We start from the raw sequence: 13827 nt of genomic DNA on the forward strand, positions 1-13827 counted from the left end.
TCCGGCGGAGGGGGGCATGGCGGTTTATACCCATCTCGGGGCGGAGGATCTCGCCCGGCTGATCGCGCAATATGACGTGGGCGAGCTGGTTTCGGCCAAGGGCATTGCCGAGGGCGTGTCCAATTCCAACTGGCTGGTGGAGACCACGGGGCGCGATGGGTCCGGCGCACGCTTCATCCTGACGCTCTATGAACGGCGGATCGATTATGCCGATCTGCCCTATTTCCTCGACCTGCTCGATCACCTGGCGGCAAAGGGCTGCCCGGTGCCGCGCACCATGCACGACCGCGATGGCGCGTCGTTCCGCATGGTCGAAGGCAAGGCGGCGGCGCTGATCGAATTTCTCCCCGGCGTCTCCCCCACCCGCCCCACACCGACACAGGCGCGTGCCGTGGGCGAGGTGCTGGCGCGGCTGCATCTGGCGGCGGAGGATTTCCCCCGCACCCGCGCCAATGCGATGGACTTTGCCGCGACCGCCGCAATTCTGGAGACGTGCGGACCAGAGCGGCTGGCGACCATCGATCCCGCCCTGCCCGCGATGCTGGATCATGCCCGCACCGCCGCCGCGCTCGATCTGTCGGCGCTCCCGCAGTCGCAGACCCATACGGACCTGTTCCCCGACAATGTGCTGATGCTGGGCGACCGGGTGACGGGCCTGATTGATTTCTACTTCGCCTGCACGGGGCCGATGGTGCTCGACCTGGCAGTGACCCACGCGGCATGGTGCTTCGACGGGGCCAATGCCTATCGCCCAGATTGCGGCGCGGCACTGGTGCAAGGCTATCAGAGCGTCCGCCCGCTCGAAACCGCGGAACGCGCGCGCTTTGCCGATGTCGCCAAAGGCGCGTGTCTGCGGTTCGTCGCCAGCCGCGCCGAAGACTGGCTCGACACCCCGGACGACGCGCTCGTCACCCGCAAGGATCCGATGCAATTCGCGCGCCGCTGGCAGTTCTACGACCAGGCGGGCGACGGCCTGCTTGCGTGATCGCCCCGAGCCGCCATAGGGGAGTGGCATGAAACATGTCCAAATCTTCACCGACGGTGCCTGCAAGGGCAATCCCGGCCCGGGCGGCTGGGGCGTGCTGCTGCGGATGGGCCCGCACGAAAAGGAGCTGTCGGGCGGAGAGCCGGACACGACCAACAACCGCATGGAAATGACGGCCGCGATCAAAGGGCTGAATGCCCTGATCGAGCCGTGCAAGGTCGATCTCTATTCCGACAGCAAATATGTGCTCGACGGGATGAACAAGTGGATCCACGGCTGGCAGCGCAATGGCTGGGTCAATGCCAGCAAGAAACCGGTACGCAATGCCGATCTGTGGCACGATCTGATCGAAGCCGCCCGCCCGCACCAGATCACCTGGCACTGGGTCAAGGGCCACAACGGCCACCCGGAAAATGACCGGGTCGATGCGCTGGCGAGTGCCGAGGCGGAAAAGGCGCGGGCGGCAACCTAGCGCCCGGCCTCGTCCTTGCGAGCGGAGCGAAGCAATCCATCAATCAGGCGCGCGCCATGCGGGCCGTTCAAGCCATGGATTGCTTCGTCGCCTTCGGCTCCTCGCAAGGACGAGCGACGAAAATCAGCTGTTGTCTTCAACCGGGGCGCCGGGGCCGTTCTTCTTGATCGAGTCGATCGCGTTCTGCGCGCTCGCCTTGCTCGAATAGCCCTGAGTCGAGAACATCACTTCCGAGTTGTACTTGAACCGCACCCGGAACTCGCCCGCGTTATCCTTGTAGATCTCAAACGTGTGCGCCATCGGTTTTCCCTCCCATGTGGTTAATCAAGATCAGGGAAATGCCAGAAGGCCGTCGGCTTGGCTAGACGCTTAACGCTTCGGCCTGCGCGGCCAAACGCGCGGGAGCATACATGGCCGGATTGATGGCCGCGGTCATGGCATCGGCACCATGCCCCAGCAGCAATTGCGCCCCCAGCCGCGCGGCGGCAGGCGCGGTCTGGATGCCGAAGCCTCCTTGGCCTGCGAACCAGAAGAAACCCTCGGCATCGGCATCGAAGCCGTAGACCGGCAGGCGATCCGGCGCAAAGCTCCTGAGGCCCGCCCAGCGCCGCTCGACCGCTTCGATCCGCCAGTCCGTGACTTGCTGGAAGCGGTCGATGGCGATGGCGACATCGAGCTCCTCGGGCGCGGCGTCACAGGGTTCGCTGGGGATTTCGTCATGCGGGCTGAGCCACAGGCGTCCGGCGTCGGGCTTGAAATAGAAGCCACCATTGATGTCGAGCACCAGTGGCAGATCGGCAGGGGCTAGCGGTGCCACGCGCAGGACCGCGACGGTGCGGCGGAACGGCGCGATACCGATGGGGCGAACGCTGGCGAGGCGCGCGATGGTGTCCGCCCACGCTCCGGCCGCATTGACGATGGTGGCCGCACGCCACGTCTCCCCGCGCTCCGCCGTAATGGTCCAAGCCCCACTTGTACGCACAAGGCCACGGACCTGTGCCCGGCAGACGATCTCCACGCCCAGCCGGCGGCAGGTGCCGAGATAATGCTGGTGCAGCCCCGCCACGTCGATATCCGCGCAGGCGGGTTGGTGCAGCGCTTCGGTCCAGTCTGGGCGGATATGCGGCACCTTGTCCGCCAGCTCTGCCGGGTTGAGGCGTTCGATGGTGACGCCGGTTCCTGCGAAGGTCGCGACATGGTCATCCATCTTCGCCCGGTCCTCCCCCCGCCCGACATAGAGCGCGCCGCGCGGGGTCAGGAAACCGTGCTCGCCGAGATAGGTGCCCGAGGCCAGCGTAAGCGGCACCACGCCGGGGCCGCCATAGCATTCCTCCCAGAACGCGGCCGAGCGCCCCGTGGCGTGATACCCCGGCGCATCCTCCGCTTCGAGCAGCAGCACGCGGGCATGGGGTGCAAGTTCCGCCGCCAGGCTCGCGCCCGCCATGCCGGCCCCGATGATGGCGATATCGTAGATCATGCCCGCGGCGCCGTCCGGTCGAGGAAGTCGGCAATTCTCGCCATGATCGGGTCCCGCACCGCATCTTCCTCGCGCAGCACTTCGTGATGAGCCTCGGCGCCCAAGGCCATCAACTCGCCCTTGGGCAGCCGCTTGGCCGCCTTGAGGTTGGCGGCGTGGCTGACCAGCTTGTCGGACGCGGTCGAGATAATCAGCACCGGCACGTCCACCGCTTCCAGCGCGCCGGGAGCGTCCAGCACCCGCCAGGAGGCATAGGCCCGCTCAACCCAGCGCCAGCTGGCCGGCCCCATGACCAGCTGCGGGCGGTGGTCACGCCACCATTGCTCATCGGCATAGCGCACCGGATCATGGGTGAGCAGATGCGAGCGCGCGGCGGGAAGCTCGCCCGGCTTTTCGCTCCATTTCCACGCCTGCCGCAGCGGGTCGCCGATCCGGCACATGGTCTGCGCCACCCGGTGGAGCATCGCCAGCGGCAGCGGCGGGCCGTTCATGCCGGTCATCGGCGCGCTCAGCACCACGGCGTCCGGCTTGACCCGTCCAGCCACCAGCGCGCGCAGCACGATATGGCCGCCCATCGAATGGGCCGCCAGCACATGCGGCCCCGGGGTTTCGGTGACCCAGCGCTCCCACAGGTGGGCCAGATCATCGACCCAGATGCCGAAATCCTCGATGTGGCCTGTGACCGCATCCCTGCCGAGCCGCCCCGATGCCGCCTGCCCGCGCCAGTCTGACGCGGTCACGCGCCACCCTGCGCGGTGCCATTCGTCCAGCGTCTCGAGGTATTTTTCGTAGAAGTCGCCGCGCCCGGGAAGAAACAGGATAGAGCCGCGCGGCACAGCACCGCCCGGCCAGTCGATCCGGCGCACGGCATGACCATCTGCGGCGGCCCACATGCTTTCCTGCGCGTAGGGCGGGATCGCCCGGCGATCAATCATGGCCGCGCTCCCATATGCTCCGGTCGGATGCCGTTTGTCGTGGTTACTATTTGGTAAGTCATAACCTGTAGCAGTGTCCCATTGAAGGACGGCCCGCGCATCTCGCGAGGGTTCGCGTCGGGGGCACGAAGTCGATGAATTCCATTTCCTACGGTCTGCTGATCGCCTTGGCAATTGCGCTGGTCTTTGCCGCGTTTACGGACATGAGGCGCCGCCAGATCGACAACTGGCTGAATGCCGCGATCGCGCTCGGCGCGCCGGTATTCTGGTGGGCGAGCGGATTGTCGCTATGGCCCGATGTCGCGATCCAGCTTGGCGTGGCGCTTGTCGCCTTTGCCGTCTTTGCCGGGATGTTCGCGCTCCGCATGATGGGTGGCGGCGATGTGAAGCTGCTGACCGCGCTGGCGCTGTGGATCACGCCCTATCACTTCATGGAACTGCTGCTGGTGATGGCACTGGCAGGCGGCGCGCTGACGATCGTGATGGTCGGCTGGCACACCATCCGCCGCGAGCGCGACAAGCTCAAGATTCCCTACGGCGTGGCGATCGCTTTTGGCGGGCTGTGGGTGCTGGCGGTCAACTACCTGCCGGGCGGCGCAATGGCAGCTCAGGCGGCGTGAACCCGATTTTAACCAGTCAAGACTTACGTATCGCAACCATACCCGCCCGCTAACCAAACCAAGGGCATTTACGAGGGGGCTATTTGAGCCATGGATAGGAAGAAACTGGTTCTGCTGCTCGGAGCGCTGATCATCGCGATCGGGACGGCGATTGCTGCACGCAGCATGTTCACCGGAGGCTCTGCCCCCGCTGCCGAAGCCGCTGTGCCCACCGGGCCGCGCGTGCTGGTTGCCAAGCGGGCGCTGACGGCAGGCACCATCATCACCGCCGACGCTCTGGGCTTCCAGCCCTGGCCCAAGGAACTGGTGCAGGATGCTTACTTCATCGACGGCGAAGCCGAAATGAACAAGCTGCTGGGCACCGTGGTCCGCTATCCGATCACCGCCGGTGAGCCGGTCACCCAGGGCTCGCTCGTCGCGCCGGGCGATCGCGGCTTCCTCGCTGCGGCGCTCGGGCCGGGCATGCGCGCTGTCACCGTTCCGGTGTCGGCGACGACCGGGGTGGCAGGCTTCGTCTTCGCTGGCGACCGGGTTGACCTCGTGCTGACCCAGGAAGTTTCGGGGGACTGCGACAATTGCACGCTGCGCACGGCAGAAACGGTGCTGCGCAACCTGCGGGTGTTGGCGACCGACCAGACGGTTGAAAAGACCACCGACGAAAACGGCAAGACCGTGGTGAGCGAATTCCGCACCGTTACCATCGAAGTGACGCCGAAGATCGCGGAAAAGGTCGCGGTCGCCCAGACCATCGGCACGATCAGCCTGGTGCTGCGCTCGCTTGCGGACAGCCCGGCCGAACTTGAGCGTGCTGTCGCCTCTGGCGATGTCCAGCTGCCGGCCAATGCCACGCCGGAAATGGAAGAAAAGATGCTCAAGGCCGCGATGGGTCGTCCGATCGACAAGGGCACCACCTATGTCACCGGCGGCGATGTCTCGCGCTTCCAGCGTTCGACTGTGCCGCCCAAGGGCCAGTCGCAAGGCCAGCAGCAGGCGGCTCCTGCGGCTGCTCCTGCCCCGGCCCGTTCGGGTGGCTCGGATGGCAACGCCGCACCGGTCTATCGCGGTCCCAGCGTCCGCGTGACCCGCGGCAAGGAAACCGAAGAAACCGCGGTAAGCGCCAAGGCCAATGGCACCGCGATCCTCTCCAGTCAGTCGAGCGGTGTGCGCCGCGCCGGGCAAAGACTGCCCGCCGCCGGTGCGACCGTGATCAACTGAGAGGCATCAGGACCATGTTGAAGACCATGACCCATCGCTTGCCTGCTTTCCAGGCAACCCGTGGCAAACCCGAAGGGGGGCAAACCATGACACGCAATTTCAAGATCAAGCTGCTGGTGGCTGCTATTGCCGCAGTGCCGATGGCAGCGATGCCGGCGGCCACTGCCACCGCGCAGCAGGTTGTCAGCCCGGCGCAGGAAATCGTCCTGTCGATCGGCAAGGGCGAGCTGGTGACGGTGCCGGGCAACATGGCCGATGTGTTCGTCGCCAATGATGCCGTCGCCGATGTTCAGGTGAAGTCGCAGCGTCAGCTCTACGTCTTCGGCAAGGCCGGCGGTGAAACCACGATCTACGCCAGCAACGAACGCGGTGATGTGATCTTCTCGGCCAACATCCGGGTCGGATCGAACATCGGCAGCATCGACCAGATGCTCGCGATGGCGATGCCCGATGCCAAGGTCAGCGTGTCGACCATGGGCGCCAACACCGTGCTGCTGACCGGAACTGTGGGTGCACCGGAAGATGCGGCCGAGGCCGAACGCCTCGTCACCGCCTTCCTCGGCGAAGAGGCCAACGTCATCAGCCGTCTGAAGACCGCGACCCCGCTGCAGGTCAACCTGCACGTCAAATTCGCTGAAGTCAGCCGCAGCCTCGTCCGCGAAATCGGCGGCAACCTGCAGATGGCCGACGCCACCAGCGGCTTCCGCTTCGGCGTGGGCAACGGCCGGTCGATCGGTGGTGAAGAATTCAGCTACGGCGGCCCGCTCGGTGTCGGCAATGGCGCAGCGCAAACCGCGATCACCCTGCCCGACGGCACGGAAATCGTCGGCCCGTCGGTCGACACGCAGGGCGGCACATCAATTGCCGGCCTCGGCAAGCTGTTCGGGCTCAACATGCTCGGCGCGCTCGATCTGACCGAGCGTCTGGGTCTGGTGACCACCATCACCGAACCGAACCTGACTGCACTTTCGGGCGAAACCGCCACCTTCCTTGCGGGCGGTGAATTCCCGATCCCGATCGCTCAGGGCCTTGGCCAGGTGACGGTGCAGTTCCGCCAGTTCGGCGTGAGCCTCGCCTACACTCCGACCGTGCTGTCGAACGGCCGCATCTCGATGCGCGTGCGTCCCGAAGTGTCGGAACTCTCGACCCAAGGCGCGATCACGCTCAACGGCTTCCAGGTTCCCGCGATCACCACCCGCCGGACTGAAACCACGGTTGAACTGGGTTCAGGCCAGAGCTTCATGATCGCCGGCCTGATGAGCGCCAACTCGCAGAATCAGCTCGAAAAGGCGCCGGGTCTGGGCGACGTGCCGATCCTCGGCAACCTGTTCCGCAGCCGTCAGTTCCGCAAGGGCGAGACCGAATTGGTGATCATCGTCACCCCCTATCTGGTCAAGCCGGTCAACGCCGCGGACATCAAGCTGCCGACTGATGGCTTCCGTTCCGCCAACGAGCTGCAGCAGTTCCTCGGGTTTCAGGACAACGCAGGCGTCTCGGGCGAACAGCGCCCCGGCCCGGTTGCCGGTGGCCAGGATGCCCCGCAGCCCAAGGTGAGCGCAGCCGACCCGTCGGCGATCGTCCCGACGCAGCCGGAAAAGCCGCGCCGCGCCGACAAGAAGAACCGCCGTGAGGAACGCGAAGCCAGCTCCGCGACCCCGGGCTTCAGCCTCTAACGTGAGAAAGGTGACCACGATGCCGATTGCACGACCCACCAAGCGCCCCCAATATCATGTGGCCAATCTCGCGTTTGCGCTGACGCTGGGCCTCGGCCTTGCCGGCTGCGGCGGGATGCCCACCAACACCACCCTCTACAGCACCAAGGTGCCGGTGGTGGAACGCACCAACATGACGCTCGACGTCACCACCACCACGTCTGGCCTGCCGATCTCGGAACAGCAGCGCCTCAATGGCTGGTTCGAGACGATGGACCTGCGCTACGGGGATCGCATCGCGATCGAGAACCCGAGCCAGAACCCGGCTGTCACCAATGCGATCCGCGATCTGGCGGCGCGCTTTGGTCTGATGCTCAGCGAAACCGCGCCGGTTACCGCAGGCTTTGTGCAGCCGGGTCAGGCCCGCGTGGTCATCACCCGCACCAGCGCCACCGTGCCGGGCTGCCCGGACTGGTCGGCCAAGTCGGACATGAACTATTCCAGCGGTCTCAGCCCGAACTACGGCTGCGCGATCAACAGCAACCTCGCCGCCATGGTCGCCGATCCGCAGGATCTGCTCGAAGGCAAGAAGAATGACGGCGAAACCGTGATCGCCACCTCGAACAAGGCGATCTCGACCTATCGTGAAATGGAACCGACCGGCAAGTCGGGTCTGAAGGACGCAGGCACCGCTGCCGGCGGCGGAGGAGGTAACTAAGCCATGAATGCTCCCTGGAAATCGGGCCTGCCCGGCAATCGTGATCCCTTCGCGGCCTATATCTGCGATGACAGCGCGCTCGATGTGCTGCGTCCGGTGGTCATCGAACTCGGCTGGCAGCCGGAAAAGTGCAACAAGGGCGGCCTGCGCAACGCGGTGCAATCGCTCTCGGTCAGCGCCAGCCCGGCGATCCTCGTGGTCGACCTGTCGGAAAGCGGTGACCCGCTCAACGACATCAACGCGCTCGCCGAAGTCTGCGAGCCGGGCACGGTGGTGATCGCCATTGGCCAGGTCAACGACGTGCGACTTTACCGTGACCTGCTGTCGAGCGGGATCCACGATTACCTGCTCAAGCCCTTGTCGGCGCAGCAGGTGCATGATGCGCTCAATCAGGCGCTGGCTGTGTTCATGTCGCCCAAGGCGGGCGACGCCGATGCAGCCAAGCGCCACATCTCGACCGCCGTGGTCGGCACGCGCGGCGGTGTGGGTGCCTCGACGCTGGCGACGTCGCTGGCATGGCTGTTCGCCGAACAGCACAAGGCAGCGACCGCCCTGCTCGACCTCGATGTCCACTTCGGCACCGGCGCGCTGGCGCTGGATCTGGAGCCGGGCCGGGGCCTGACCGACGCGATCGAAAACCCGAGCCGCATCGACCCGCTGTTCATCGAGCGCGCGATGGTGCGCGCCGGTGACAACCTGTCGATCCTGTCCGCCGAAGCGCCGATCAATCAGCCGCTGATGACCGATGGTTCGGCCTTCGTGCAGCTGGAGGATGAATTCCGTCAGGCGTTCGAAATGACGGTGATCGACCTGCCCCGCAACATGCTCATCAATTTCCCGCAGCTTCTGGCTGACGTGAATCTGGTGGTGCTGACCTGCGAGCTGACGCTGGCTTCGGCGCGCGACACGATCCGCATTCTCTCGTGGCTCAAATCCAACGCGAGCCATGCGCATCCGATGATTGTCGCCAACAAGGTGCAGACCGCTCTCGCCGAGATCAGCAAGGCCGATTTCGAGGCTTCGATCGAACGCAAGGTCGATTTTGTTGTGCCTTACGATATCAAGGCGGCCTCGAACGCGGCCAAGCTGGGTCAGGTGTTCGTCGACGCCAACCGTTCCAGCAAGGCGACCGCCGCGATCCGGCAAATCGCCGAGCGCGTGATGGGCGTGAGCACCGAAGACACCCTCGCGACGGGCGGAGAAAAGAAGTCGCTGCTCGGCAACTTCGATTTCAAGGCCATGCTCGCCAAGAAGCCCAAGGTCGACCTCACCAAGGCCGACTGACCGAAATCTGCGCACACGGCGCGGGGCGCGCAGGTGCCCCGCCGCCGGCGCAGTGACACAGGATTTGCGCCGCCGCAGCCCGGCGGAACCAGGCAGGAAGCTTAGACATGGCCATTATCCAAACCCTGCTCATCACGCTGGTGATCTTCTCCGTGCTGGTCATGGGCTATGCGGTGATCGCCGGTTCGGGCGCGGCCAAATCCCAGAAGCGCCGGATGGAGGCGCTGCGCTACCGCCACTCGGAAAGCGTCGATGCCAAGGTTGATGCGCAGTTCAAGCGCGCTGTCGCTGCCCGCAAGCCCAAGACCTACAAGGTCGCAGGATCGGGCTCGCGCAGCGAAGCGCTGGCCATGCGCCTGAGCCGCACGGGCAAGGACTGGACCGTATCGCAATATGTCTACGGGTCGCTCGGCCTGGCGCTCGGGATCGCGGTGGTGATGTTCGTGCTCAGCCGCGCGCCGATGCTCTCGCTGGGGATGGGACTGCTGATTGGTGCGGGCCTGCCGCACATGTTGGTGGGCTACCTCATCAACAAGCGCACCAACGCCTTCATCACCAAATTCCCGGACGGGATCGAACTCCTGGTGCGCGGCCTGCGCTCAGGTCTGCCGGTGGCCGAAACGCTCAGCATCGTCTCGACCGAAGTTCCGGGTCCGGTCGGCTATGAGTTCAAGACCGTGATCGACCGCATGAGGGTCGGCAAGACCATGGAGGACGCGCTCCAGGATACCGCTGACAAGCTGGGCATCGCGGAATTCAACTTCTTCACCATCACGCTGGCGATCCAGCGCGAGACGGGGGGCAACCTGGCCGAAACCCTGTCGAACCTCGCCAACGTGCTGCGTCAGCGCGCGCAGATGAAGCTCAAGATCCGGGCGATGAGCTCGGAATCCAAGGCCTCGGCCTATATCGTCGGCTCGTTGCCGTTCCTCGTGTTCGGCGCGATCTTCACGATCAATCCGAGCTACATGGGCACCTTCTTCACCGATGAGCGCCTGATTGTCACCGGCCTCGGCGCCGGCGTGTGGATGGGCGTGGGCGTTTTGATGATGGCCAAAATGGTCAATTTCGAAATCTGATGGCGGGGGGCAAAATATCATGATCAACCAACCCACCGGCCCGACCCTGCTTGGCTTCGACGTCATCCTCGTCGGCACGCTGCTGGCTGGCCTGGCTGCCTTTGCCGTGATGCTGGCGATCTATGCGGCGCTCACGATCCGTGACCCGATGGCCAAGCGCGTCAAGGCGCTGGAGGCGCGGCGCGAACAGTTGAAGGCAGGGATCGTCACCTCGTCGTCGAAGAAGCGCACCAGTCTTGTGCGCCGCACCGATACGACCGACAAGATGAAGGACAGCCTCGGCCGTCTGAATGTGCTGCAGGAAAGCCAGATCCAGGCGATCCAGCAGAAGATGGCCCATGCCGGTTATCGCAACAAGGAATGGGCGGTGCTGATCATCGTCGCGCGCGCCGTTCTGCCGCTGGTGATCGGTCTGGTGATGGGCCTGCTGATCTACTGGGTCGACTTCTGGCCCGACTGGGGCCCGATGAAGCGCCTCGCCGTGTTCGGCGGCAGCGTGCTCCTGTCCTACAAAGGGCCGGAAATCTTCCTCAAGAACAAGGCAACCAAGCGCACCAAGGAAATCCAGAAGGGCCTGCCTGATGCGCTCGACCTGCTGGTGATCTGCGCCGAGGCCGGTCTGACCGTGGACGCCGCCTTCAACCGCGTCGCCAAGGAACTGGGCCGCGCCTATCCCGAGCTGGGCGACGAATTCGCCCTGACCGCGATCGAATTGAGCTTCCTCAACGAGCGCAAGATGGCGTTCAACAACTTCGCCTACCGCGTCAATCTGGAAGCGGTGAAGGGCGTGGTGACGACCATGATCCAGACCGAACGCTACGGCACCCCGCTCGCGTCCGCGCTGCGCGTGCTGTCGGCCGAGTTCCGCAACGAGCGCATGATGCGCGCCGAAGAAAAGGCGGCGCGACTGCCCGCGATCATGACCGTACCGCTGATCGTGTTCATTCTGCCGACATTGTTTGTGGTTATTCTCGGTCCGGCAGCCTGCTCGATCTCGGACAACCTGATCAAGTAACACCAAGACAAACGAGCCAACCCCGAAGGGTCGGAGTGGGATTATCCCTGCTCCGGCCCTTCACCCTTGGAGCGCGCAAGCCGCATGGCGCGGGCGCGCAGGCCCGCAAGCAGGCGGCGCAGCGCCTCCTCCTCGCCGGGCGCGAGATCGGCCAGCAGCTCACGCTCGGTCGCGCGGGCGAGCGGCATCACTTCGGCATGGATCGCCCGCCCCTCGCCCGTCAGCGCCAGAAGGTGCGAGCGGCCATCCTCGGGATTGGGCACCCGCGCGATCAGCCCGCGCTCTTCCAGCACCTTAACCGCCCGGTTGACCGCGACCTTGTCCATCACGGTTGCCGCGGTCAGGGCACGCTGGGTCATCTGCCCCGCATCGCCCAGCACGGCCATCACCCGCCATTCCGGGATCTTCAGTCCGAAGCGCTTGCGATACCGTTCGGCAATCAGGCCGCTGACCGCGTTGGACGCGACCGAAAGCTGGTACGGCAGGAATCCGGCCAGATCGCCAGTCCCCTCGCCAGCCGCATCATTCATAAGGGCGCGCATCCCACCACGGGTAGAAGTCGGGCATGTCGGCGCTGACCTTGCCGGGATAGCTGGGTGCGCGCTTTTCAAGGAAGCTGGCGATCCCCTCCTTGGCGTCCCCGCCGCGGCTGAGGCGATAGATCGCGCGGCTATCGATCTTGTGCGCCTCCATCGGGTGATCAGCCGCCGCCAGCCGCCACATCATCGCCCGCGTCATGGCGACAGAGATCGCCGAGGTGTTGTCCGCAATTTCGCGGGCGAGCGCATGGGCGGCGGGCAGCAGATCGGCAGGTGCGTGGAGGGATCGCACCAGCCCGCCCGCCCTCGCTTCTTCGGCATCGAAGATGCGGCCGGTGTAGCACCACTCGAGCGCCTGCTGGATGCCGACGATGCGCGGCAAGAACCAGCTCGACGCGGCTTCGGGCACGATCCCCCGCCGGGCAAAGACAAAGCCGTAACGCGCCGTGCTGCTCGCGAGGCGGATATCCATGGCGAGCTGCATCGTCGCCCCCACGCCCACCGCAACGCCGTTACAGGCGGAAATCAACGGCTTCTTGGATTCGAACAGCCTGAGCGTCAGCAATCCCCCGCCATCACGCACGCGGGCATCGGACAGGTCATCGACTTGCGTCGGATCGGAAAACACCTGCCCCCCGCCTTCAGGCGTGAGGTCAGCGCCCGCACAAAACGCCCGTTCGCCGCTACCGGTAAAGATCACCGCCCGCACCGCATCATCCGCGTCGATATCGTCCATCGCCGCGATAATCTCCTCACCCATGATGCGGGTGTAGGCGTTCATCTTTTCCGGACGGTTGAGCGTGATGGTGGCGATGCCGTCCGCCTTGTCGACGATGATCTGGGTGTATTCGGTCATGGGGAATCCCTCTCCTTTGACGCCTGTGATGCCATGCTGCGGGCAAAAGAAAACCCCCGCAAAAGCGAGGGCTTTCCTTTCGACGGTGAGCCCCGGCGCAGGCGGGACGCACAAGATATCAACGCGGCGCCATGCGGATCGCGCCGTCGAGGCGCACGTCCTCGCCGTTGAAATAGCCGGTCTCGATCATGGTCATGGCGAGCTTGGCATATTCCACCGGCATGCCGAGACGCTTGGGGAACGGCACGCTGGCGGCCAGCGCATCGCGCACGTTCTGCGGCGCGGCGGCGAGCAGCGGGGTGTCGAAGATGCCCGGCAGGATGGTGTTCACCCGGATGCCCTCGTTCATCAGGTCGCGGGCGATGGGCAGGGTCATGCCGATCACGCCCGCCTTCGAGGCCGAGTAGGCCGCCTGACCGATCTGACCGTCCTCACCCGCGACCGAGGCGGTGTTGACGATCGCGCCGCGCTCACCGAACTCGTCGAGCGGGTCGAGGGTCATCATGCCGGCCGCCGACTTGGCGATGCAGCGGAAGGTGCCGATCAGGTTCACCTGGATCACGAAGTCGAAAGCCGAGATGGGAAAGTGCTTGATCGAGCCGTCTTCCTTGCTGCGGCTGGCAGTCTTGATCGCGTTGCCGATCCCGGCGCAGTTGACGAGGATGCGCTCCTGCCCGTGGGCCGCCCGGGCCTTGGCGAAACCGGCATCGACGTCCTCGTCCTTGGTGACGTTGACGAGGCAGAAGACGCCTCCCAGTTCAGCGGCGAGCGCTTCGCCCTTTTCGGCGTTCATGTCGAAGATCGCGACCTTGGCGCCCTTGGCGGCCAGCGCGCGGGCGGTCGCTGCGCCGAGGCCGGAGGCACCGCCGGTGACGACGGCGGGGGTGTTGGCTGAAACTTCCATTGTTTAGTCCTCTCAATCAAATGTCGTCATCCCGGCGGAGGCCGGGATCTCGATCGGATAGGTGGGCGCTTGCGGC

15 protein-coding genes are annotated in these 13827 nt (G+C 65.2%); 9 read left to right on the top strand and 6 right to left on the bottom strand.

What is annotated here, in order from left to right; all coding sequences use genetic code 11:
- Positions 1 to 16 precede the first annotated feature (16 nt).
- Complete coding sequence (locus tag ACLBKT_RS09840; RefSeq protein WP_410182735.1) at positions 17 to 985, top strand: homoserine kinase; 969 nt, start codon at positions 17 to 19, stop codon at positions 983 to 985.
- Between the two features lie 28 nt (positions 986 to 1013).
- Complete coding sequence (rnhA, locus tag ACLBKT_RS09845; protein ID WP_410182736.1) at positions 1014 to 1457, top strand: ribonuclease HI; 444 nt, start codon at positions 1014 to 1016, stop codon at positions 1455 to 1457.
- A gap of 123 nt (positions 1458 to 1580) precedes the next feature.
- Here the strand turns inward: rnhA and ACLBKT_RS09850 are convergent, their stop codons facing one another.
- The 3 genes from ACLBKT_RS09850 to ACLBKT_RS09860 form a co-directional block, all read right to left on the bottom strand.
- Positions 1581 to 1757, bottom strand: coding sequence for a YegP family protein (locus tag ACLBKT_RS09850; RefSeq protein ID WP_410182737.1), 177 nt, complete (start codon positions 1755 to 1757; stop codon positions 1581 to 1583).
- A 61-nt stretch (positions 1758 to 1818) separates the two neighbouring features.
- Complete coding sequence (locus ACLBKT_RS09855) at positions 1819 to 2934, bottom strand: NAD(P)/FAD-dependent oxidoreductase (protein ID WP_410182738.1); 1116 nt, start codon at positions 2932 to 2934, stop codon at positions 1819 to 1821.
- Positions 2931 to 3869: an alpha/beta hydrolase gene (locus ACLBKT_RS09860; RefSeq protein ID WP_410182739.1), complete on the bottom strand. Its 939-nt coding sequence runs from the start codon at positions 3867 to 3869 to the stop codon at positions 2931 to 2933. The genes ACLBKT_RS09855 and ACLBKT_RS09860 overlap by 4 nt, the downstream gene beginning before the upstream one ends.
- A gap of 134 nt (positions 3870 to 4003) precedes the next feature.
- Between ACLBKT_RS09860 and ACLBKT_RS09865 the strand changes: the two genes are divergently transcribed.
- The 7 genes from ACLBKT_RS09865 (at position 4004) to ACLBKT_RS09895 (ending at position 11452) form a co-directional block, all read left to right on the top strand.
- Entirely contained in the window at positions 4004 to 4489 is a 486-nt protein-coding gene (locus tag ACLBKT_RS09865; protein WP_410182740.1) for a prepilin peptidase, read from the top strand.
- Positions 4490 to 4579: 90 nt separating this feature from the next.
- A complete protein-coding gene (cpaB, locus tag ACLBKT_RS09870) occupies positions 4580 to 5704 on the top strand; it encodes a Flp pilus assembly protein CpaB (RefSeq protein WP_410182741.1) in 1125 nt (374 codons plus the stop codon).
- Between the two features lie 86 nt (positions 5705 to 5790).
- On the top strand, positions 5791 to 7377 hold the full coding sequence (locus ACLBKT_RS09875; protein ID WP_410182742.1) for a type II and III secretion system protein family protein: 1587 nt from the start codon (positions 5791 to 5793) through the stop codon (positions 7375 to 7377).
- A 19-nt stretch (positions 7378 to 7396) separates the two neighbouring features.
- A complete protein-coding gene (locus ACLBKT_RS09880) occupies positions 7397 to 8074 on the top strand; it encodes a CpaD family pilus assembly protein (RefSeq protein WP_410182743.1) in 678 nt (225 codons plus the stop codon).
- Positions 8075 to 8077: 3 nt separating this feature from the next.
- Complete coding sequence (locus ACLBKT_RS09885) at positions 8078 to 9358, top strand: pilus assembly protein CpaE (RefSeq protein ID WP_410182744.1); 1281 nt, start codon at positions 8078 to 8080, stop codon at positions 9356 to 9358.
- A gap of 107 nt (positions 9359 to 9465) precedes the next feature.
- Entirely contained in the window at positions 9466 to 10437 is a 972-nt protein-coding gene (locus ACLBKT_RS09890) for a type II secretion system F family protein (protein WP_410182745.1), read from the top strand.
- A gap of 19 nt (positions 10438 to 10456) precedes the next feature.
- Entirely contained in the window at positions 10457 to 11452 is a 996-nt protein-coding gene (locus ACLBKT_RS09895) for a type II secretion system F family protein (protein ID WP_410182746.1), read from the top strand.
- A gap of 41 nt (positions 11453 to 11493) precedes the next feature.
- On the opposite strand, the gene ACLBKT_RS09900 is transcribed toward ACLBKT_RS09895, so the two are convergent.
- From ACLBKT_RS09900 to ACLBKT_RS09910, 3 genes are all read right to left on the bottom strand, one after another.
- On the bottom strand, positions 11494 to 11982 hold the full coding sequence (locus ACLBKT_RS09900) for a MarR family winged helix-turn-helix transcriptional regulator (RefSeq protein WP_410182747.1): 489 nt from the start codon (positions 11980 to 11982) through the stop codon (positions 11494 to 11496).
- Positions 11975 to 12847 carry a crotonase/enoyl-CoA hydratase family protein gene (locus ACLBKT_RS09905; RefSeq protein ID WP_410182748.1) on the bottom strand — a complete coding sequence of 291 codons (873 nt, stop codon included), beginning with the start codon at positions 12845 to 12847 and terminating at the stop codon, positions 11975 to 11977. Before ACLBKT_RS09905 ends, ACLBKT_RS09900 begins: the two co-directional genes overlap by 8 nt.
- A 118-nt stretch (positions 12848 to 12965) precedes the next feature.
- Entirely contained in the window at positions 12966 to 13751 is a 786-nt protein-coding gene (locus ACLBKT_RS09910; RefSeq protein ID WP_410182749.1) for an SDR family NAD(P)-dependent oxidoreductase, read from the bottom strand.
- Positions 13752 to 13827: the final 76 nt, after the last annotated feature.

The sequence above is a fragment of the Erythrobacter sp. W302b genome, assembly GCF_046452395.1.
GTDB lineage: Bacteria > Pseudomonadota > Alphaproteobacteria > Sphingomonadales > Sphingomonadaceae > Erythrobacter.